This is a genomic window from Nostoc foliaceum FACHB-393, from assembly GCF_014698505.1.
GTDB classification, from domain to species: Bacteria; Cyanobacteriota; Cyanobacteriia; order Cyanobacteriales; family Nostocaceae; genus Nostoc; species Nostoc foliaceum_A.
Genome location: NZ_JACJTD010000018.1, coordinates 115,878 through 138,419, shown reverse-complemented (window position 1 = coordinate 138,419; position 22,542 = coordinate 115,878). Strand labels below are relative to the sequence as shown.

General features: G+C 43.6%; 17 protein-coding genes. 12 read left to right on the top strand and 5 right to left on the bottom strand.

Features of this window, described 5'->3' with window-relative positions:
• Window positions 1-150: 150 nt before the first annotated feature.
• Together H6G92_RS16890 and rpaB are read right to left on the bottom strand one after the other, a co-directional pair.
• Window positions 151-795, bottom strand: a complete 645-nt coding sequence (locus H6G92_RS16890) for a cofactor assembly of complex C subunit B (RefSeq protein WP_190894794.1) — start codon at window positions 793-795, stop codon at window positions 151-153.
• Between the two features lie 91 nt (window positions 796-886).
• Window positions 887-1,615, bottom strand: coding sequence for a response regulator transcription factor RpaB (gene rpaB / locus H6G92_RS16885; protein WP_190894793.1), 729 nt, complete (start codon window positions 1,613-1,615; stop codon window positions 887-889).
• A gap of 170 nt (window positions 1,616-1,785) precedes the next feature.
• Between rpaB and radA the strand changes: the two genes are divergently transcribed.
• Together radA and H6G92_RS16875 are read left to right on the top strand one after the other, a co-directional pair.
• Window positions 1,786-3,312 carry a DNA repair protein RadA gene (radA, locus tag H6G92_RS16880; RefSeq protein WP_190894792.1) on the top strand — a complete coding sequence of 509 codons (1,527 nt, stop codon included), beginning with the start codon at window positions 1,786-1,788 and terminating at the stop codon, window positions 3,310-3,312.
• A gap of 802 nt (window positions 3,313-4,114) precedes the next feature.
• The gene (locus H6G92_RS16875; protein ID WP_190894791.1) at window positions 4,115-5,365 is read left to right on the top strand and encodes a serine/threonine-protein kinase; all 1,251 of its coding nucleotides are present in this window, start codon (window positions 4,115-4,117) and stop codon (window positions 5,363-5,365) included.
• 152 nt (window positions 5,366-5,517) lie between these two features.
• Here the strand turns inward: H6G92_RS16875 and H6G92_RS16870 are convergent, their stop codons facing one another.
• Window positions 5,518-6,426 carry a c-type heme family protein gene (locus H6G92_RS16870; RefSeq protein ID WP_190894790.1) on the bottom strand — a complete coding sequence of 303 codons (909 nt, stop codon included), beginning with the start codon at window positions 6,424-6,426 and terminating at the stop codon, window positions 5,518-5,520.
• Window positions 6,427-6,715: 289 nt separating this feature from the next.
• On the opposite strand from H6G92_RS16870, the gene H6G92_RS16865 reads away from it, so the two are divergent.
• Window positions 6,716-8,614: a serine/threonine-protein kinase gene (locus H6G92_RS16865; protein WP_190894789.1), complete on the top strand. Its 1,899-nt coding sequence runs from the start codon at window positions 6,716-6,718 to the stop codon at window positions 8,612-8,614.
• Window positions 8,615-8,748: 134 nt separating this feature from the next.
• On the top strand, window positions 8,749-9,642 hold the full coding sequence (locus tag H6G92_RS16860; protein ID WP_190894788.1) for an SDH family Clp fold serine proteinase: 894 nt from the start codon (window positions 8,749-8,751) through the stop codon (window positions 9,640-9,642).
• 31 nt (window positions 9,643-9,673) lie between these two features.
• On the opposite strand, the gene H6G92_RS16855 is transcribed toward H6G92_RS16860, so the two are convergent.
• Entirely contained in the window at window positions 9,674-10,399 is a 726-nt protein-coding gene (locus H6G92_RS16855) for a peptidoglycan-binding domain-containing protein (protein ID WP_190894787.1), read from the bottom strand.
• 383 nt (window positions 10,400-10,782) lie between these two features.
• Here H6G92_RS16855 and H6G92_RS16850 point away from each other — a divergent pair, with 383 nt between their 5' ends.
• From H6G92_RS16850 to H6G92_RS16820, 7 genes are all read left to right on the top strand, one after another.
• Window positions 10,783-12,231: a hypothetical protein gene (locus H6G92_RS16850; protein WP_190894786.1), complete on the top strand. Its 1,449-nt coding sequence runs from the start codon at window positions 10,783-10,785 to the stop codon at window positions 12,229-12,231.
• A gap of 197 nt (window positions 12,232-12,428) precedes the next feature.
• Window positions 12,429-12,890, top strand: coding sequence for a ribosome maturation factor RimP (gene rimP, locus H6G92_RS16845; RefSeq protein ID WP_190894785.1), 462 nt, complete (start codon window positions 12,429-12,431; stop codon window positions 12,888-12,890).
• 195 nt (window positions 12,891-13,085) lie between these two features.
• Entirely contained in the window at window positions 13,086-14,372 is a 1,287-nt protein-coding gene (nusA, locus tag H6G92_RS16840) for a transcription termination factor NusA (RefSeq protein ID WP_190894784.1), read from the top strand.
• A gap of 148 nt (window positions 14,373-14,520) precedes the next feature.
• Window positions 14,521-14,790 carry a YlxR family protein gene (locus H6G92_RS16835; protein WP_104905836.1) on the top strand — a complete coding sequence of 90 codons (270 nt, stop codon included), beginning with the start codon at window positions 14,521-14,523 and terminating at the stop codon, window positions 14,788-14,790.
• Between the two features lie 481 nt (window positions 14,791-15,271).
• The gene (gene infB / locus H6G92_RS16830; RefSeq protein ID WP_190894783.1) at window positions 15,272-18,427 is read left to right on the top strand and encodes a translation initiation factor IF-2; all 3,156 of its coding nucleotides are present in this window, start codon (window positions 15,272-15,274) and stop codon (window positions 18,425-18,427) included.
• 104 nt (window positions 18,428-18,531) lie between these two features.
• Entirely contained in the window at window positions 18,532-19,152 is a 621-nt protein-coding gene (locus tag H6G92_RS16825; protein ID WP_190894782.1) for a low-complexity tail membrane protein, read from the top strand.
• 127 nt (window positions 19,153-19,279) lie between these two features.
• The gene (locus H6G92_RS16820; RefSeq protein ID WP_069073454.1) at window positions 19,280-19,477 is read left to right on the top strand and encodes a hypothetical protein; all 198 of its coding nucleotides are present in this window, start codon (window positions 19,280-19,282) and stop codon (window positions 19,475-19,477) included.
• Here H6G92_RS16820 and H6G92_RS16815 read toward each other — a convergent pair.
• Window positions 19,474-20,010 carry an alpha/beta hydrolase gene (locus tag H6G92_RS16815; protein WP_190894781.1) on the bottom strand — a complete coding sequence of 179 codons (537 nt, stop codon included), beginning with the start codon at window positions 20,008-20,010 and terminating at the stop codon, window positions 19,474-19,476. The genes H6G92_RS16820 and H6G92_RS16815 overlap by 4 nt on opposite strands.
• 472 nt (window positions 20,011-20,482) lie before the next feature.
• Here H6G92_RS16815 and H6G92_RS16810 point away from each other — a divergent pair, with 472 nt between their 5' ends.
• Window positions 20,483-22,177: a DUF1565 domain-containing protein gene (locus tag H6G92_RS16810; protein ID WP_190894780.1), complete on the top strand. Its 1,695-nt coding sequence runs from the start codon at window positions 20,483-20,485 to the stop codon at window positions 22,175-22,177.
• Window positions 22,178-22,542 lie beyond the last annotated feature (365 nt).

The following is a 22,542-nucleotide window of genomic DNA, read 5'->3' as shown; positions in this document are numbered from 1 at the left end:
ATTCGTAATTAACTAGATGGCGTTTCTTAATGTAGAGAGGTACAGCTTAACCTCACCCCAAGCTGTGCTTTATCTCCCTTCTCCTTACTAAGGATAAGAAGAGGGGCTGGGGGTGAGGTTTTGACATGTACTTCATGCATCTAGGAACCACTATAAAGTCGAGCTAAGAGTAACTGCTAATTTATCAGCAATTCCTGCAATCCAGTTTTCATCTTGTTTGGTGTAACTGCGAGGAGCATTCGCGCCCAAAATTAGGGCACCTTGGTTACCAATAGGTTGACAAATTACACCTTGAGTATTCTCTGGTAAATAATCAAATTCAAGCTTACCTGGATATATTTTTAGAGCAACTAGATAAATCGGCTTTTGTTTTTCGAGTACCTGTTTTAAGATTACTCCTGGTACAACCTCAGATTTAGTACCCAGAATCCCGCGACGCAATAAAACTTTACCTTGATAAAAAACCACCAGCGATCGCGTTACTGTATTAGTCAACAATAAATGAGATGCCCAGGCTAGTTCTGTTTTAACGGTATCTGGTAAATCTGCTGCTAGTACAAAACCTTCTTCTCCAATTAGTTCTACAGTATCAGGTGATCGCGGCTGAACTTGCTGCCAAATTAAACCCGTCAAAATTAACACTGCACTCAAAATTACACCCAGCACATCACCACGCGATTGAGACTGGGTTAATTCCGGTGTTAATAAACGGTTAATCAGCAAAAGCACAGCGCCTAGCCCACCCACGACAATGGGTAGACGCCGCAAAACTCGATTAGGATCAGGTTTAGTCATCCTTGGAAAAAGTTATGAGTTATAAGTTATTAGTTATGAGTTGAAGAAAGTTTTTAACTCCTCGCTTCTAACTCGTCACTCCTAACTATTTTCACTCCTCCCCTGGTTCAATAATTCGCTGGAAAAGATAACCAGTACCTCTTGCTGTAAGAATCAATTCTGGGTTGCTAGGATCATCTTCTAACTTTGCCCGCAAACGAGATATATGCACATCCACTACGCGGGTATCAACATGGCGTTCTGGTGTATAGCCCCAAACTTCCTGCAAAATTTCCGAACGAGAAAAAGCTTCTCCAGAGCGACTGACTAACAGTTCTAGTAAACTGAACTCCATACCCGTTAATCGAATCCGCTCATCGCCTTTGTAGACTTGTCGCTTATTCGTATCGATTTTAATGTTAGCGACATGGATTACTCCAGAACTGGGAATGCCAGTTCCACCGGTTTTGTCTACCCGCCGCAACACCGAGCGAATTCGAGCTTCTAGCTCTTTGGGGGAAAATGGTTTAACTACGTAGTCATCAGCACCCAATTCTAGCCCGGTGATGCGATCGGCTACATCCCCCAAGGCTGTTAGCATAATAATGGGGACATCTGATTCTTTTCGTAGTTCTTGACATACACCATAGCCGTCTAGCTTTGGCATCATTACATCCAAAACTACCAGATCAGGATCAGTTTTGCGAAAAGTTTCTAAAGCTTCTTCCCCATCGCCAGCCGTCACAACATCGTAGCCAATCATGGAAAGGCGCGTTTCCAAAATCCGGCGAATGCTGGCCTCGTCGTCTACCACCAAGATTTTTTCTTTATGGCTTTCCAAGTTTCTCTATGCTCCTTCACTAAAAATTTACATGATTAATTTTTAATACCATAATATTAAGATATCATTCCATCAATTGATTTGGAAAAAGCTCCAAATACTACTATTATTGGTTTTTAGTTTTTTTCAAGAATTAAGTAAATATTAAGATTATTTAATAAGATTTAAGAATGGCAAAGCCAAAAACCTTTTACGTTTGTAACGAATGTGGAGCAGAATCGCCCCAGTGGTTTGGTAAATGTCCAGCTTGCGGCACTTACAATTCTCTAGAAGAACAAATTTCTATTCAGTCCTCAGTAGATGTACCCAGCCGGGGAGGAGTGAGTAGTTGGCAATCAACTCAAACCAATGGCAAATCTCATGCTAAACCAGCTAAAGCACGAGCCTCTTTAACATTTGACCAAATTACTGATCGTCAAATTGCCCGCTGGGAGTCTGGTTATGAAGAATTGGATCGAGTGCTTGGGGGCGGAGTTGTCCCTGGCTCTATGGTGCTGATTGGTGGTGATCCGGGCATCGGTAAATCAACTTTATTATTGCAAGTATCAAATCAATTGGCACAGAAATATCGCATCCTTTACGTAACTGGTGAAGAATCAGGACAACAAGTAAAATTACGAGCTTCCCGTTTGGGAGTATCAAAAACCCTAAGTGTGGTGAATGAGGAGAAGGTAGCAGTAGTAGTAGATACTACACTTCCTATAGACCCTGACAGTATAGGTGCAGATTTATATGTACTGCCAGAAACAGATTTAGAAGAAATTTTACGGGAAATAGACTCTCTCAAGCCGAACGTGGCGGTTATTGATAGTATCCAAACAGTATTTTTTCCGGCGCTGACTTCTGCGCCAGGTTCGGTAGCTCAGGTACGGGAATGTACGGCAGCATTGATGAAAGTGGCGAAGCACGAAGATGTCACTATGCTGATTGTGGGACACGTCACCAAAGAAGGAGCGATCGCCGGGCCAAAAGTCTTAGAACATTTAGTGGATACGGTGTTGTATTTTGAAGGCGATCGCTTTGCCTCCCATAGGTTATTACGCACAGTAAAAAATCGCTTCGGCGCGACTCACGAAATCGGCATTTTTGAAATGGTGGCAGATGGATTGCGAGAAGTCTCCAACCCCTCAGAGCTATTTTTAGGCAACCGTGACGATCCCGCTCCTGGTACTGCTATTGTCGTTGCTTGCGAAGGGACTCGTCCGATAGTTGTGGAATTACAAGCTTTGGTGAGTCCCACCAGTTATCCCTCGCCTCGTCGGGCTGCTACTGGTATAGATTACAACCGTTTGGTGCAAATTCTCGCCGTCTTAGAAAAACGGGTGGGAATTCCCATGTCCAAGTTAGATTCTTACGTTGCTTCAGCGGGTGGGTTAAATGTGGAAGAACCCGCGGTAGATTTAGGAATTGCGATCGCGATCGTTGCCAGTTTCCGCGATCGCATAGTTGATCCCGGTACAGTATTAATCGGTGAAGTTGGGTTAGGCGGACAAGTGCGATCGGTTTCCCAAATGGAACTGCGATTGAAAGAAGCTGCTAAGTTGGGATTTAAACGAGCGATCGTGCCAAAAGGGACAAAATTTCCCGACTTGAATATTGAGATATTACCAGTATCTAAAGTAATAGATGCGATTATCGCCGCCATCCCGCATCAGGAACTAACAGCAGACGATTTAGAACCTGATGAAGATGAGTAACCAATAGCCTCCTTTTTTAAGGGTATTGGGAGGATCTAAAACAGTCGAATACCAGGGTAAAATCCGAGATTTTAACACCTTGAAGTTTGTCAAATTTCATATTGGCAGATGAAAATAGATGGTTCTTCTCTCACCTTCTTAGGACTTACGCACTGTACAAATGCATCATAATGTGAGTTAACGAAAATACGTTGTTTCAGAGTTTTCTTAATTATCCTGCGATCGGAAATAGACCATGCTGTAGGGGGACAGCAATGCTCATACGTGTCAACTTAAGCTAAAACTCCTTTAAAACCTCGTTTCCAGCTAGAGTCTGGGAACGATATTAGCTCTCAGAAAGATTAATTTTTGAGAGCGATCGCATATTCGGCACTGGAAATACATATAATAATTTCTTTGGCAAGTCTATAGCAACCTCAGTTTTTGTGAAAAACTATGAAATCACGCTATATCCTTACTGTTCCAAAGCTCAGTGCCAATTGAGTTACTAGGGGTAAGATGTGGTTCATCTGCGAATCCAAAAAGCGATGCCCAAAGCAGTCGCAGATATTACCGCAGACACTGGTCATGTTCCGGCTGCTAAAATACCTAAATATAAGTAGTCTTAGAGAACTACTCAGTTGAAAATTGTCTATTTGGTCACACAAGACCGTCAAAAGATTGTAGAAAAGTGTATTTCCTTGTGTTGATAGTGGTGTTAATCTCAATTTTAGGGATGTTATAAGCCTTTATCTGCTAGAGTTTCTGACTTTCAGCAAACTAAATAATCTATCAACAATAAAATCGCTAGGAGTGCGATGAGATGTCACAGTCCCCTATGACAAGACCAGAAATAGCTGCTGGAACTCTAATTGATAACCGCTATATTATCCAAAAACTTCTGGGACAAGGAGGATTGGGGCGAACTTACTTGGCGTTTGATACTCGCCGCTTTAATGAAGCTTGTGTTCTCAAGGAGTTTGCACCCATTGGCACAGGGGAGAGTGGACTGGAACAATATCGCAACTTATTTAAAAGAGAGGCAAAAATTCTTCATCAATTGCAACATCCTCAAATTCCTAAGTTTTTGGCTTGCTTTGAAGGAGATGGTCGCCTATTTCTAGTACAAGAGTATGTTGACGGTAAAACATATTCGAGGCTGCTGGGAGAACTTCAACGTCAAGGAAGGAATTTTTCTGAAGAGGAAGTTATACAGTGGCTAAAGAATCTGCTTCCTGTTTTGGAATATGTCCATCAGCACAACATCATCCATCGAGATATTTCTCCTGACAACATCATGTTACCTGATGGTAAGGATCTGCCAGTGCTGATTGATTTCGGTGTAGGCAAGCAAATTGCTGACATGAATGAAGGGAGAAGTTCCAACCACCAGGTGACCTTTGTTGGCAAAATGTCTCTTGTCGGCAAAGTGGGATATGCTCCCCGCGAACAGATTAGCTTGGGTTTATGTTCCCCCTCTAGTGACCTGTATGCTTTGGGGGTAACGGCTATTGTACTACTCACAGGTAGAGATCCATCGTTACTAATGGATCAGTACTCCTTAGAATGGAACTGGCGTTATTATACTTACGTCACTGATGATTTTGCTCAAGTACTTGATTGTATGTTGGCAGACAGGCCTAACAAGCGATACCAAACAGCTAGGGCAGTTCTCATAGATTTAGAGCGGATTGGAGAACCACAAGTGGTAATGTCTCCTGCAATCATGGTTGATGATTTGCCCCCTACGGTATTTAATCCTGAATTTCAGGCTATGTCGGCAATATCGCAGTCATACAACCAACCTGGAGAAACAATTTTTAGTTTACCTAGTTCACCTTCTAGTCCACAAACTGGGCGAATTGAACAACAAGAACCTTCACTCCAACCAGCATTTATCAAACATTGTCAGCAAGAGTTAGCCTACCACATTGGCCCAATGGCAAATCTGATTATAGAAGAAATATTAGCTCAAAATCCTTATATCTCACCTGAACAATTTGTTGAACTCATAGCCAGAGAAATTCCTGATTTTCAAGCAGCTTTTGAATTCAAAAAAACCTTATTCTCATAGAGATTTTGACCACCATTAATTTAGAGATAATTTTGAATTGTTGAACTAAATCTGAGATTTTAAGTGAAGAGCAACTAAGCGCAGCCACTTTTATGGTGGGGTCTAAATCTCTGTTACAAAACTGAATTACGAATTACGAATTACGAACCATTTTACTCCCCTGTACCTCCCTGAGTGCGTTTGATTCTTTTCATTGCCATTTCTAAACTTAACTGCATCCGTTTAAAGGCTTTAGCTAAATTACCGATTTCATCATTAGACATCTGCTCAAATTCAACTTCCATATGTCCGGTACTAACTTCTTCGGCTATGCGAGTCATGCGTTTGAGAGGCATAACAACTTGTCTATTCAAGAAAAAGTTGACTAGCAGGATAGTCGCTATAAAAATAGTTGATACAATTAAGATAATTAGTAAGGAAGACTGATTAGCTTTGTTGATAACATTATTCGCAGGTACTGATATAATTTGAGCGCCGACAATTTCATTCAACTTCCACCCAAATCCATTAGCTGTACCATAAAGACTAATCATACTTGGAGGTGCAGCTTCAGGTACACTATGACACTTCAGACAGCTTGCTTCAGAAATTGGCAGTGGACGAGCAATATAAAAGATGTCCCCACCAGGAATTGAGCGAAATCCACTCACTTCTTTAAGGTCTGGTTTATTTCTGAATCTTTCTACAATTTCAGTCTCAAAACCGTCAGCCTTATCCCGAAGATTTGTGGGATTGAGAGTTGCTTCTTTATAAAAGAAATCACGGTAATCTGTTGTTTTCCGTAAAATCTCAAAGACCTCCCTTGCTGAGTATGCAGGCACACTTTGCGGCAAAAATTCAGTTTCCAATTTATCAGCTAGCTCTGGATTCACTTGAGTACTGGTGTATTTACGAACAGAACTCATGGTTTCCATGAGCATAAGACCTGTTGAGCTAATATCTTGTTTAGCATTCTCTCTGAGCAGAGAAGAAAGAGCAAACCCACTCAAGCTCAGACCGAATGTCAGAATTACCAATAGCAAAATTGTAAACTTTTGTTTCAAATTTAGATTCTTTAGCATAATTTTAGATTACCTACAAGTCAAATTATTATGAATAAATATGGCAAAAGTCACCGTTTACTCTACCATGAGCAATCAACTCTCATTTGGTATAAAGGCATAGTTTAGCTAAAACTATTAGGGTATACCTAACCTTATATTAGTAATTATTGAGGTTAATGAACATGTTCTCTAAGTAACTAAGTTCCAAAAAGCTACAACAGCAAAACAAAATTGAATTTCCAAAAATTCGTATTGGCTGTTCTGATCCCGTGCCAAAATAAATACCAGCAATTGTCAAATATTACTAATGGTGTGGAATGCAGGAAAGTCTTTATTTGGTGGACGCTACATTATTGAAAGCCAACTAGGCGAAGGCGGAATTGGCATTACTTATCTTGCTAGAAATCAACGGAATCAACTGCGAGTGATAAAAACCCTCAAAGAAGAAATCCTGAATCACCCCGCCTGGATACTCCACCGAAACAAGTTACGGCAAGACTTCCGTGATGAAGCCGTTCGGCTTGCTGTGTGTCACCATCCTCATATAGTACAGATAGAAACTATCTTCGATGAGGGAAATTTGCCTTGCATGGTAATGGAGTACATCGAAGGCGAAGACTTAGGACAGCACCTGAGACGCATGGGGGTGTTATCAGAAGCAGAAGCTTTGCTGTACATCAGGCAAATTGGCGATGCTTTGACGCTAATTCACTCTAAAGGCTTGCTGCATCGGGATCTCAAACCACGCAACATCATGATCCGCATTGATAAATCAGAAGCAGTGCTGATAGACTTTGGTATCGCTAGAGAATTTATTCCCAATATGATCCAAAGGCATACAGTGTATCGTACTCCTGGTTTTGCCCCACCTGAACAGTATGAATCAGAAGCGCCACGAGGAGAGTACATTGATATCTACGCCTTAGCTGCTACATTGTATAATTTGCTAACCGCAGTTATACCGACAAGTGCTGATGATAGACGTCACAATGTTAATTTAGAACCACCACAATATTTTAATCCTAAGATCAGCGATAGGGTAAATCAGGCTATTATGTGCGGCATGGATCTGGAGTCAACCTATCGTCCCCAATCTGTGCAGGAGTGGTTGGATTTATTGGGCCCTGATACTGGGGAGAACATAGCACCAATATCATCCACTTGGGTAATAACACCTAGACTTAAACCACCTCCACCTGTTGTAGTTGTATTAGATCAGCAGAACTGGCAATGCGTACAGACCCTCAGAGGTCATTCTAGTATGGTTCATGCGATCGCCATTAGCTCAGACGGACAATTGATTGCTAGTGGCAGTAATGACCATACTATTAAACTTTGGCAATTGGGTACTGGCAAGCTAGTGCGTCAACTGGGTCGTTGGTCTTCTGGTCATTCCAGTATGGTTCATTCTGTAGCTTTTAGCCCAATCTCCTCAAAGCTTTCTTATCAAGGTGAGTCAGGCAAATCTGCGAGAACCGCAGACCTGAACTGGGGAATTTTGGCTAGCGGTAGTTGGGATAACACCATCAAATTGTGGGATGTAAACACAGGCAAAGAAATTCGTACTCTCATTGCTCATGCTAACTGGGTGAATTCCGTTGCTTTTAGTCCAGATGGCAAGTTTCTGGCTAGTGGTAGTGCTGACTGCACAATTAAACTGTGGCAAGTACACACAGGTATAGAAATCCAAAGTCTCATAGGTCATTCTGACTCAGTTTCGTCAGTCGCCTACTCTCCGAGAACACCTGCAACGAATAGCAAAGATAGACAGCTTGTAGCTAGTGGCAGTAATGATTACACCATCAAACTATGGCAAGTCTACACAGGTAGAAACATCTCCACATTATTGGGTCATTCCTTCTTCGTTAACTGTATTGCATTCAGCCAGGATGGGGAAATTATCGCCAGTGGCAGTGGTGACAACACCATTAAACTGTGGCATGTAAACACAGGCAGAGAAATTCGTACTCTCATAGGTCATTCTGATTCAGTTTGGTCAGTTGCCTTTAGCAAAGATGGGCAATTTCTCGCTAGTGGTAGTTGGGACAACACTATCAAACTGTGGCATTTACACAGTGGGAGAGAAATCAGCACACTTACAGGGCATTCCAACTATGTTAGATGCGTCGCCTTCAGTCCCGATGGACAAACCCTAGTTAGTGGTGGTGATGACGATACTATAAAGATTTGGCGACGGGGATCATAAATAATTCGTAATTCGTAATTCATAATATTTTTGCTTAGTATGGTTCTGTAGTTTTAAACCTACAGATAGAACTGCGATCGCCCAAAAATTGTAACAATAATGACGACAACCGTTATTTTTGTGCAATAGATTATATGGGCTTTGGTATTGGTGATTTATTCTGGATTTTTCTCCTTCTGACTTCTTTGCAACCCCTTTGGCAAAAACGTCAAATAGAATATCGGCGCTTGCGTGCTTTACAACAATTCCAGCAGGAACGCAAAAGTCGGGTGATTTTACTGATTCACCGCCAAGAGTCTATTAGCTTATTGGGAATTCCCTTATCTCGCTACATTACTATCGAAGACTCAGAACAGATACTGCGAGCAATTCGCCTCACACCCCCAGATGTGCCGATTGACTTAATTTTGCACACTCCTGGTGGTTTGGTTTTAGCTACAGAACAAATCGCCAGAGCATTAATTCGCCACCAAGCAAAAGTCACAGTCTTTGTACCCCACTATGCTATGAGTGGCGGTACCATGCTTGCCCTCGCCTCTGATGAAATTATTATGGATGCTAATGCTGTCTTAGGGCCAGTTGATCCCCAATTGGGTAACTACCCAGCAGCAAGTATCCTGAAAGTAGTTGAAGACAAACCCATTAGTGAGATTGATGACCAAACTCTCATTATGGCCGATCTCTCACGCAAAGCAATACAGCAGGTACAGAGATTTGTACGGACTCTGCTTAAAGACAGTATACCCAAACAAAAAGTTCTGCCAGAAAATATCGAATCGATTATCGAAGCCTTGACAACCGGGCGCGTAACCCACGACTATCCCATCACTATTGAAGAAGCAACAGAAATGGGGCTGCCCGTAACCGTCGGACTGCCCCATTCTATTTATGATCTCATGGATTTGTACCCACAGCCACAAGGAGGGCGACCCACCGTTCAGTACATTCCTATGCCTTACAATGAACGCCGTCCAATTCTACCTACACCCAAGGGCAGACCCTTAGAAGAACCAAATCAGATGACTTGAGGGACTTTGAGGTAGGAGTTTTTGGTAGCGGCTAGGGTGTGGGTGTCGGTGTAGCTGTTGGCGTAGCCGTTGGTGTAGCCGTTGGTGTAGCTGTCGGTGTAGCTGTCGGTGTAGCTGTCGGTGTAGCCGTTGGCGTAGCTGTCGGTGTAGCCGTTGGCGTAGCTGTTGGCGTAGCTGTTGGTGTAGCTGTTGGTGTAGCTGTTGGTTTAGCTGTCGGTTTAGCGGTTGGTTTAGCTGTCGGTTTAGCTGTTGGTTTAGCTGTTGGTGTAGCTGTCGGCTGACTGAAGACTGTTTTTGCTTCTTCATTCAGCTTTTGACGGAGTGCTAAATCAGCAATTCCAGTTTCTGACAACTGATATTTCTTCTGATACTCTTTCACCACTGCTTCCGTGCGGGAATCATAAAAATGATCGCGCGCAAGTAGAGGATTTGGCTTTACCACTGCGTTCAAATTTGCTTCCAAAATCCGAACGATGTTAGCAGCAAAATCCTGGGTTTTTGGCCCTGCTATCCCATCAACTGGTTTTAGCTTATAACCTGTCTGAAATTCACGAATTGCTTTTCTAGTTTCCTCATCCGTCAAAGGGCTATTTGTTACCTTGACGTTATAGCCTAATCCTCGCAACACAGAACGGAATTGCTCGGGTGTATAGCTACCTTGAGGAGCTGCGAAGCCTGTGTCTGCAATTACCACGCTAGCAGTTATCAGGCAAGTAGCAGCAAAGGTCGCGCTTGATTTTCCAAACCCACACCACATATTTAAAACTCCTTTGGGTTAAACCAGCAGGATTATAAATGTTAACAGCTGCATTTTAAGTTTGTTTAATAACTTTTTTCGCTGTTATTTAATGATTTTTGAATAATTTGTGATTTATTTTTGTCATATTTAAGTCAATTTACAAAAAATAGTTTGTGTCATCCATCAAAAGACGTATCTTGTATGAGCAGAGATACAGCAGTTATCATTTGAATCGAATGCACCCTCTTGAGCGCTAAATTACATTAGGGTCTACAGATGTGCGTCCCGACTAGGGTCGACTCAATTGTAAATCGCTGTAATTGGTTAGAAAGAGCCGAAAATTAGTAAATGAAAAAGCTTATATTCCGAATATCCAAAACTTGTATAATATATGACAAAAAATGAAAAACATAAAATCTTCTAAACAGCGGAATCTTTGGTTTGAAAGATTTATGGCAATTGCTGCCACAGTAAATTTAGGTTTAGTTGTGTTTAATTTAAGTTACGTACCTTGGCGAGATTTCTACTTGCGAAAACTTCCTCAAATTATTCAGATTTATGACCCAATAAAAGGTATTGAACCCCATAGAGACACAAAAATTTATCTAGAAACAATAGACGCATTAGAAGAACAAGTCAGCAAAACAGGGTTACAGTCGCCTCAGGTAAATAGCAGACTAGAGGAAATAAGGCGTCTAAGCAACGAGATGATTGACACTAACCCGTTTGCGGGAGTGAATAAGAGTGGGACTCTGGAAAAAATCAAAAAGCGGATGCGATCGCACATTGGTAACGAATCTGCAAAACAGTCCTTTGGTACTTTTTGGAGTCAGCCTTACTTGTTACAAAATGGCTGGGTTAAAGAAATTAATTTTTTTAACGAGAGCATCCGCCCTTTAATTGCATCTAACTACTACCGCCAAATCGGTGAAAATGGCGAACTTGTTGATAACTTCTGGATTATTGACTTACCCTTTGTGATTTTATTTGGCGTAGAGTTGCTGGGACGCACTTTCTTGATCAGACGCCAACATCCTGGTTTAAGCTGGTTTGAAGCGCTATTGTGGCGTTGGTACGACCTATTTTTACTACTACCATTTTGGCGGTGGTTGCGAATCTTACCTGTATTAGTCCGCCTCGATCAAGCGCGGTTATTGGATCTCCATCCAGTGAGAAAGCAAATTCATCAGGGGATTGTCGCCAATTTTGCCGAAGAACTCACAGAAGTAGTAGTGGTGAGGGTAATTAACCAGGTTCAGGGTTCAATTCAGCGAGGTGAGTTTACGCGCTGGCTCTTACAACAAGAAAATTTACGTCCCTACATAGATATTAATAATGTGAATGAAGTGGAAGCGATCGCAAGCCTTTTGGTAAAAACAATTGTTTACCAAGTATTACCCGAAATTCAACCTGCGATCGTTGCTATTTTGCGCCACAACATTGAAACCGTCTTCCATCAAGTCCCCGTCTACCGAAACCTCCAAAACCTCCCTGGTGTGGGACAAGCCCAAACCCAATTAAGCGAACAAATGGCGACTCAAATCACAACTAATCTTTACAAAACTTTAGTTAGCGCTGTTGAAGATCCTGTTGGCGCAAAACTCACCAGTCAACTCGTACAAAGCTTTAGCGATGCCTTGGGATCTGAAATCAAAGAAAAACACGTACTTTCAGAAATTCAGAGCTTACTTTTTGACTTCTTAGAGGAAATCAAACTCAACTATGTCCAGCGTTTATCCCAAGAAGACATAGACCAAATTATTGAGCAAACCAGACAGCTACGAACACAAGTATCAGTTCCAGCAGTAGTAAATAAAGGTACTACTTTGCCAGAAAGACGGGAAGGGTAGAGAGAGTAGAGGAGCAGGGGAGCAAGGAAACAGGGAAGCAGTAGGGAGAATACGCAATGCCCAATGACTATTGACTATCCAAGAAATGCGCTAAACTCGAATTAGGCGAATCATTATTGGTTCGTCACAAGACTTCTTGGAAGATATACCTATCGCAGGAAGTGGGTCGATGCCCACTTTTTTTATTGAATTCTCTCATGGCTCATCCTTTAGTTCCACAAATTATTGATTTAGCGACACCAGTGGCAGAAGAACTGGGATTGGAAGTGGTTGGCGTGGTTTTTCACACCAACCAAAGTCCACCAGTATTGCGGGTAGACATTCGCAATCCTGAGCAAGACACTGGGTTGAACGATTGTGAGAGGATGAGCCGTGCTTTAGAAGCTTCCTTAGATGCTGCCCAAATTGTTCCAGATGCCTATGTCTTGGAAGTGTCTAGTCCCGGGATTTCGCGGCAACTGGTAACAGACAGGGAGTTTATTTCCTTTAAAGGATTTCCTGTCATTATCTCCACAACGCCCCCCTACGACGGACAACAAGAGTGGACTGGTCAGTTGATTCGCCGGGATGAGACAGCACTTTACTTAAATCAAAAAGGTCGTGTAGTCGAAATTCCCCGCTCCCTAATTACTAAGGTGCAGCTAGACGAGCACCGATAAACAAAGAGCTATGGCTCAGGAGTTAAAGACTAGAGCACTTTGGCTCAAGGCTAGAGGTTAGGGGTTAGACGTTAGGGACTAAGGGCTAGAGATTAGGGGCTAGTGTAAAGCTATCCTCTAATCTCTGGCTCTAATGCGTAGTTTTCAGTTCCCATTCGCCACTCCCCATTCCCTAATTTTTAAAGGAGATTGCTTATGTCAATGGTTACTTTACCTGGATTAAAAGAATTAATTGAAAGTATAAGTCGAGAGCGGAATTTACCCCGTCTTGCAGTTCAATCAGCTATTAGAGAAGCACTACTCAAAGGCTACGAACGTTATCGCCGCGCCCAGAATTTAGAGCGCAAACAGTTTGACGAAGACTATTTTGAAAATTTTGAAGTAGAACTCGATATTGAAGGAGAAGGATTTCGCGTTCTTTCCACCAAAACCATTGTCGAAGAAGTCAATAACACAGACCACCAAATTTCCTTAGATGAAGTTCAACAAGTAGCTCCGGAAGCGCAGTTAGGGGACTCTGTAGTGCTGGATGTGACCCCAGACCAAGGAGAATTTGGTCGGATGGCGGCGATGCAAACCAAGCAGGTATTGGCGCAAAAATTACGGGATCAACAACGCCAAATGGTGCAAGAAGAGTTCCAAGATTTAGAAGGAACTGTCCTGCAAGCAAGAGTTCTGCGGTTTGAGCGGCAATCTGTGGTTCTGGCTGTTAGCAGTGGCTTTGGTCAGCCAGAAGTAGAAGCCGAATTACCGAAGCGGGAACAGCTGCCCAACGATAATTATCGGGCAAATGCCACCTTTAAGGTATATCTCAAAAAAGTTTCCCAAGGCCAGCAACGAGGGCCACAGTTGCTTGTGTCTCGCGCTGATGCTGGTTTAGTAGTTTATCTTTTCGCTAACGAAGTTCCGGAAATCGAAGATGAAGTGGTACGGATTGTTGCCGTAGCTAGGGAGGCAAACCCCCCCTCCCGTTATGTCGGACCCCGGACTAAAATAGCAGTAGATACCCTTGATCGCGATGTAGACCCAGTTGGCGCTTGTATTGGAGCCAGGGGATCACGAATTCAAGTGGTAGTCAACGAATTACGCGGTGAAAAAATAGATGTAATTCGTTGGTCACCAGACCCAGCAACATATATTGCCAATGCCTTAAGTCCAGCACGGGTGGATGAAGTACGCTTAATGGACCCCGAATCCCGGCAAACTCACGTACTCGTGGCTGAAGATCAACTGAGTTTGGCCATTGGGAAGGAAGGACAAAACGTCCGTTTAGCAGCCCGCCTGACTGGTTGGAAAATTGACATCAAAGACAAAGCTAAATATGACTATGCAGGAGAGGATACCAAATTCGCAGCCGTCAGAACCAAATATCAATCAGAGGAATTAGAGGAAGACGATCTTGACTTTGAGGAAGAATTAGAAGATGAAAATCAGGACGAATTAGAAGAGGAGGATACTTTTGACAATAACGATGACGAGTAATTGATTAATTTTGTAAAGTTTTGATACTGTAGATTGTAGTCTCAGTCTCAAGGATTATTTTCTCAAAAGCTACTTGGTATAAGTAAAAAATAGTAATAATAAACTTCTTTTTACTTCCATTATCCTGGACTGAGATCACAGAAAACCGATGAAACCAAATTATCGGCGCTGTATTAGTTGCCGCAAAGTAGGCTCCAAAGATGAGTTTTGGCGGATTGTCCGCGTCTTTCCATCGGGAAAGGTACAATTAGATCAGGGCATGGGGCGTTCTGCCTACATTTGTCCAGAAACGAGTTGCTTACAAGCGGCTCAAAAAAAAAATCGACTAGGGCGATCGCTACATGCATCAGTGCCAGAAACACTGTACCAAAGCTTGTCGCAACGTCTAGCCCGCAGCAATACCCAAAACCAAATTTAGTTGGAACAACTTTGTGACGTCATCATCATAGGAATTGTGCGAGAGCCGAAGTCGTGCTTTCATCACACCCTCTGTTGATCGTTAAGGTTAGTGCCAAAATAGTAAATGGGTGTAAAAGGCATTCGGCTCTCCAATAATTAAGAGGGGCGAGGCAACATTCCCAGAACAAGATGTAATCGATTGTGTTGTGGAAGACTCAGAATCAACAAAACAAGAAACTACAAAATGGCAACCTGGTAGCGCTCAGGCGCAGTTCGGCGTCAGGGGTTCCTATAAAAATATTTTATTTAAAAAATTTTTATGGGTGTCCCTTAACCATCATTCCTGGTGGGGATGCCATTATTAAACCGAAACATCTCTCTTTCCTGATTGGAGGCACCGGCAAAATCTGAACGGCAGTCTAAAAACAGTAATCCAAGGATGGAGATGTCGCAAACCAGGCAACCATCCGCTAAAACTGTAAATTAAAGGGGAAGAGTGGATGAACAACGGCAAAGTTAGAATTTATGAATTATCAAAGGAATTGAATTTGGATAACAAAGAGCTACTAGCAATTTGCGACCAGCTCAACATCGCGGTCAAAAGCCATAGCAGCACGATTTCAGAATCCGAGGCAGAAAACATCCGCACGGCTGCGGAAAAACTCGCAGCTACGAATGTCTCCGCCAAAAAGGAACTAGGTACAAACAGCCATAAACCAAATTCACCACCAAACGGCGGACCTGCGCGACCTGCTGCACCCCACAAACAGCAAATTTTGGAAATACGCAAACCCAAAATATTGAGAAATACTACCTCCAACGCCCCAGAGGCGTCAGTTGCTACCAATACCCAAGCTGCCTTGTCTGAAGCTAATCCTCCCTCACCTCCACGGCCCTTCGCTACACCAGTCTCACCTATGAAGCCGACGGCACCAACTCGACCCGTACCCCGGAATCAATCTGAGACCCAAGAGCAACCTCCTGTTACAGACTTGGAACAAACGCCAAGTCCAAATCAGGCATCGGAAAAAATAGCATCACAAAAACCGGAAAAAATAGTTCCAGCCAGAGCGAAACCGGAAAAACCTCAAAAACCGCAACTAGTTGCTCCTCCGGCAAGACCTGCGGCGGAAGAAGCCCAGGTGGCAGATGAGCCAGTCTCTCAGGCAGATAAACCGATCCTCAAACGCGACCAACGGCTACGGCCTGCCGAAGGCGATCGCGAACAAATTAAGCCAAGAGTTGCTAAACTGCCAACTGACCAGTCTCCACCTGGTGCACCACAAAGAACAAGCCGTCCTACCCCTGCACCCACCAGACCAGAGCAGAGGGGCAGTAGACCATCTGCACCATCGCAACTAGGAGAGGGGCAACGACCGAGACCAGCCCGCCCTGGTGAAGCAGTAGCAGCCGCAATGCCGATCGCTACTCCACCTAGACAGATGTCAGGAATAGCAGGCAAATCTCAAGGATTGGGTGATGAGCCAGTCGCACCTGATCTCCTCGATTTGAAACGCCCAAGTCCACCTCGCCCCACCAAAGGCGGTAAGAAGTGGGTAGAAGAGGAAATAATTGACGAAGTTAAAGAGAAAGCTAAAGCTGGCGTCAAAGGCAAGCGGATCAAGCCGATACTGGATGATGAGTTTGAAGAAGATTTGCTAGATGATGACGATCTAGACTCACCAGCCACCGTCCAAGTCAGCCTTTCCATTGCCCGTCCTCCCAAACCGAAAGCTACTCGACCTGTGCAGATGCCAGGCGCAACCCTTGCTAGCGCCCCAACTGCTAGAGGAAGTAGAAAACCTGGTTCTAAGTCTGGTTCTGGCCGTGACCATCACAATAACCGTCGTCAACAAGAAGCCGATACAAAACGTGACCGTCCCGAAAAGGTCACGATCACAGGCCCGTTGACTGTGCAAGAGTTGTCTGACGTTTTAGCCGTTCCCGATACAGAGATTGTGAAAATCCTGTTCCTCAAAGGCATGGCGGTAAGTATCACCCAAAATCTGGATATTCCCACAATTACCCTGGTAGGGAAAGAACTAGAAATAGAAGTCGAAACTGCCGAGCGAGAAGCAGAAGCTCGGAAAATTACAGAAATGGTCGGCGCAGAAGACCTAGAATATCTCCACCGCCGTCCACCTGTCGTGACAATTATGGGTCACGTAGATCACGGTAAAACAACCCTGCTCGACTCAATCCGCAAAACAAAAGTGGCTGCTGGCGAAGCTGGTGGGATCACTCAACATATTGGTGCATACCATGTGGATGTGGAACATGAGGGCAAACCACAGCAGATAGTCTTCCTGGATACTCCTGGTCACGAAGCCTTTACAGCAATGCGGGCCCGAGGAGCACGGGTGACAGATATTGCTGTGTTGGTAGTAGCTGCTGATGATGGTGTGCGTCCCCAAACCATTGAAGCCATTAGCCACGCCCAAGCAGCGGGAGTGCCAATTGTTGTTGCAATCAACAAAATTGACAAAGAAGGGGCACAGCCAGAACGCGTTAAACAAGAACTCACCCAGTATGGTCTGACCTCAGAAGACTGGGGTGGTGAGACAATCATGGTTCCCGTGAGCGCGATCAGGGGTGAAAACCTGGATACGCTCTTAGAGATGATTCTGCTAGTAGCAGAGGTTGGAGAACTATCTGCCAACCCAGATCGTACTGCCAAAGGAACTGTAATTGAAGCACATCTGGATAAAGCCAAGGGAGCAGTTGCTACCCTGCTAATTCAGAATGGTACCCTGCATGTGGGAGATATCTTGGTAGCCGGCTCGGCTTTCGGTAAAGTCCGGGCAATGGTGGATGACAGAGGCAAGAGAGTAGACATTGCTTCTCCTTCCTTTGCCGTCGAGGTGTTGGGTTTAAGTGATGTGCCAGCAGCAGGCGACGAGTTCGAGGTCTTCCAGAACGAAAAAGAAGCCAGAGCACTCGCTAGCGATCGCGCAGACAGACAACGCCTATCCCGTTTGTTACAGGGACGTGTTACCCTTACAACCCTGTCCGCTCAAGCACAAGAAGGCGAGTTGAAAGAACTCAACTTGATCTTGAAAGGAGACGTACAAGGTTCCGTAGAAGCAATTGTGGGAGCGCTCAAGCAAATCCCCCAAAACGAAGTCCAAATCAGGATGCTGTTGGCTACTGCTGGGGAAATCACCGAAACAGATATTGACTTAGCAGCTGCCAGTAACGCTGTGATTATTGGCTTCAACACCACCTTTGCTAGTGGCGCTAGACAAGCCGCTGATGAAGCGGGTGTGGATGTCCGGGAATACAACGTGATCTACAAACTACTAGAAGATATCCAAGATGCCTTGGAAGGTCTTTTGGAACCAGAGTTGGTCGAAGAACCCTTGGGTCAAACCGAAGTGCGTGCCGTCTTCCCAGTCGGTCGCGGTGCTGTTGCCGGTTGCTACGTTCAATCTGGCAAGCTAGTTCGCAACTGCAAAGTCAGGGTGCGACGCGGCGGTAAGGTGATCTTTGAAGGCGTCCTTGACTCCCTAAAACGGATGAAAGAAGATGCGCGTGAGGTCAACGCCGGTTATGAATGCGGTGTCGGCATGGATAAATTCAATGATTGGGTCGAAGGTGACATCATCGAATCCTATCAAATGGTTACCAAGCGCCGCACTCTCACCTTAACGAGATAGTGCTGAGGGTAAAATGGTTAGAAGTTAGGAGTGGTAAATTAGGAGTTAGGAGTAAAAGCTGCTAATTCCTAACTCCTAACTCATAACTCATAACTTTTTATAATATGCATTCATTTCGCTCTGAACCGATTTTGTGGATTCACGTCGCTGGATTGGCGACGTTGCCTGTTTTTTTAATACTCTGCTTATTGTTCCTGTCTGTAGGCGAGCCGTTTTTGCCAGTCTGGATGGAGTTATTCTTAGTTGCCGCTATTGGTGTTCTCCCCCTGCTATGGATGCAGTTGCGTCGCCCTTTTTATATATTTGCTCTTTTAGGAATAGCCCTAAAGCCAGAAAATCTGACTGAGCGGCAGCGAAAAATTCTCTGTTTAATTAATACAAAGTTAAATCGTATCCTGGCATTAGTGGCAGCAGTATTATCGATTTGGGTGCTGTGGAATCTTTACCAAATTGCTCCATTAGTAGCAGATTCAGCTAAATTTCTCCCACAATGGCGCAGCCTCGCACTACTGCTGGCGGGATTAGCCTTTTTAGGCAGCAATTTATTTTTACAAATACCTGTGAGTGTAATGCGAGTTTTAGTGACTAATGACACAGAATTCGCTGGCATAGAGCCATTATCTTTAGAAAAGATTAAGCAGGATTTCACAATTTTAGGGGTGCGGGTGAATCAAATCGTGCCCCGGTTGTTGCAATCTTTGTTTAGGATTAATACAGATTCGTAGCAGCCCTCAAAGTAATATTATTTACTTTAAAAGGCTAGAAATAAGCAGCAGGGGAGCAGGGTGATAATTTATAACTCTTGACCCTTGACTATTGACTGTTGAAGTTAAAATAAAGGAATGAGGAACTATGGCTCAAATTCCAGCTTCTAGCGATCGCCAATTTTCTGCTGATACTGAAATTTGGTATAGCCTCAAATGTGCGATCTCCACTAGTTCCGGTTTTCAACGCTGGCAACTAGAACGTGATGCTCAATTACAGGGAATTCGCTTGGAACAACAGGTACAACGTTATTTAAGGGAAACTTTAGAAACTTTAGCTTACTAAAAATTTAGTAAATCTTGTAAGCTTGTTTGCAAGCGACGGAGTTGACGGTATGCACCTTCCAAGCGTTTGCCATCAACTTCCACTTCATTGGTGGGATAATTTTCAATAATTTCGATTAGCGACACCTGCCCATCTTGACTCGCAGAAAGCACCAACGCTGCTCGCAAAGCCTGTCGGTCTGCTCTCCGAGAGGGTGTATAAATAACCTGACTAATTTGATCCAAAATAATATTACCAATCCGGCTATTCAGCACTTTATCTAAAAATACAAGGTTTACCTTTACCGGCTCCGTTAAATACTGACGAATGGCTTTGGGGTCTTGTCGCGCCAAAGCGAAATTAACTCGTAGCGAACGTGAAAGTTCACCTGTTTGGGCAAAGGTAGATAGCTCCTCCACTGAAAGTGATTCACGAAAGATACCATAATTTAGCACCACTCGTTCCGCAGCAAAGGCAGGAGTGGACAAAAGTAGAAGACAGGTACTACCTATTAAAACTAAAGCGCGACGCAGCCCCAAAAATTTAAAACGCATTTCTTCCGATTTCCAACAAGTTTGCTTTTACTGTGATGGTATTTCAGCAACATTATTTACAGCATCTAGCTTTGGGCAATACAAAAAAATAAATCATTTAGTAGGTAGGATGAGCGCTTATACAAGGCAGCGAGAGACTTGTTGACACATCCGCTTCATCCCGAAAGCCCCTAGTACAGCTTGGCTAAAATACAGCTACCATCTTCAATTAACAAGACTTGAGGCGTAACAAGGGGCTTAAGTTCCTTGTTTGTTAAAGGTGGGTAAATTTCGCCTACAGTTTACTAGTAGAATTTTCTGAATAAAATAATATAACTAATGTATAAGTTCTGTGATCTATCTAAGGAATTTAGCTGAATCAGCCCTAATCATCCAGTATAGTTTTGCATGGGTTTTACAGCAGCTACAAGGCTGCTTGCTACCTTCAACCTTGTCCGACAAACCGTAATTCAGCACATCACAGACTCAAAAAATGAAATACCGGGGTTTTCACGTTTCTCCATCGGAGATTTTTCACCTTCTTTCTAGCAGTCATCTCAGATATACTTTACGCGTGGGAGCCGGACTAACGGCAATGCTTGTTGTTTCTAGTGGGTCAATACTACTATCTGGTGAGGTTAATGCTGGTGCTACTCACCCAGAAAGTATCAGCCCAACTCTCACAGCGCAAGCTCCTGCAACAGCCGCAGCGATTTACGTTAATCCAGCAACTGGTACAGATAGTGCTGGTGCTGGTACAACCTCAACTGCACCCTACAAAAGTATCAGTTTCGCTCTCAGTCAGGCCCAACCAGGTGCAATTATTCAATTAGCACCTGGGAACTATAACCAGGAAAGTGGCGAAACCTTCCCGCTGTTGCTGAAACCAGGGGTGACACTGCGGGGTGATGAAGCTACAAAAGGTCAGGCGATATTGATTACAGGTGGAGGTTTCTACACGAGCCGCACCTTTGCAAGACAGGACATTACCATCCTTGCCGACCAAGATACCACGATCGCAGGTGTCACCGTCACCAACCCTAATAGCCGGGGTACAGGTCTTTGGGTGGAGTCAACTAATCCCATTATCAAAAACAATACTTTTACTAACAGTGTCAGAGAGGGTGTTTTTGTTACGGGTACAGGCAATCCCAAAGTCGAAGGTAATCTCTTTGTGCAAAACAAAGGCAATGGGATTTCAATTGCTAGAGCTGCCCAAGGAGAAATTCGGAATAACTTATTTCAGGATACTGGTTTTGGTCTGGCGATCGGTGGCACTTCCACACCCCTAATTGTGGAAAACCAAATCGTCCAAAACCAAGACGGTCTTTTTATCTCAGAGTCTGCAAAGCCAGTATTGCGTAAGAATGTCATTCAGAACAATAAGCGGGATGGAGTAGTAGCGACTGTCAACGCTTTACCCGACCTTGGCACCAACGAAAATCCTGGTGGCAACCTTATTCGCAATAACACTCGTTATGATGTGAACAACGCTACTAAAACTGGTCAAATTATTGCTGTTGGCAACGATATTGATCAGAAAAAGATTTTCGGCTCAGTAGATTTTGTTGCCGCAGCTGTCGACGTGCCGCCTGGAGGGCCTGTCGCCTTTAAAGATGTGCCAGCAAATTACTGGGCAAAAACCTACATCGAAGCTTTAGCCTCCCAAAATATTATTGCTGGCTTTCCTGATGGCAGCTTTAAACCCAATGATCCTGTAACCCGCGCTCAATTCGCCACTATTGTTACTAAAGCCCTAACACCACCAACCAAACGCGCAGCAATTAAATTTAAGGATGTAGCAAGCAATTTCTGGGCTTACGCTGCAATTCAATCTGCTTACCAAAGTGAATTTGTTTCTGGTTATCCCGATGGCACTTTTAAGCCACAGCAGCAAATTCCGAGAGTGCAGGCGTTAGTAGCCTTAGCTAATGGTTTGGGCTTAACTGCGAATAATCAGAATGTCCTTTCTTTTTACACCGATGCTGCCCAGATTCCTAATTATGCGATCGCTCCTGTTGCGGCTGCAACTGCACGGCAACTAGTAATTAACTATCCCACAGCGAAGCAACTCAATCCTAATCGAGAAGCGACTAGAGCCGAAGTTGCTGCCTTTGTTTATCAGGCACTCGTCAATGCTGGACGTGCTCAACCAATTCCTTCATCCTATTTGGTAACAGTTCAGTAAATGCCTAGTACCGTTGCGCGTAATTCGTAATTACGTTTTTGCAAAGGTTTCAGACATTTCAAAAGGGTGGTTTATTGCCGCCTGTACTACTTCGCAAATTGGAAGCGCCAGACTAACAAATTATCAGTCTGACGCTTTCAATATTGTGAGTTTTCTGAATTTTAGGGTTTTGTAAACATAAAATTTGGGGTCTTTAAATATAGCTGACCCCATTTGAATGTGATTGGTTTTATGGTCAGGGTCTTTATATTGGCTGACCCCGTTTCAACGATTTCTAGTTTCTCAGAAATTTTTGCTTTTTGGGATTTCCTAATAATTTTTTTATTTTTTTCTCTGTTGATATTTTAAACTTCATAAAAGTATTA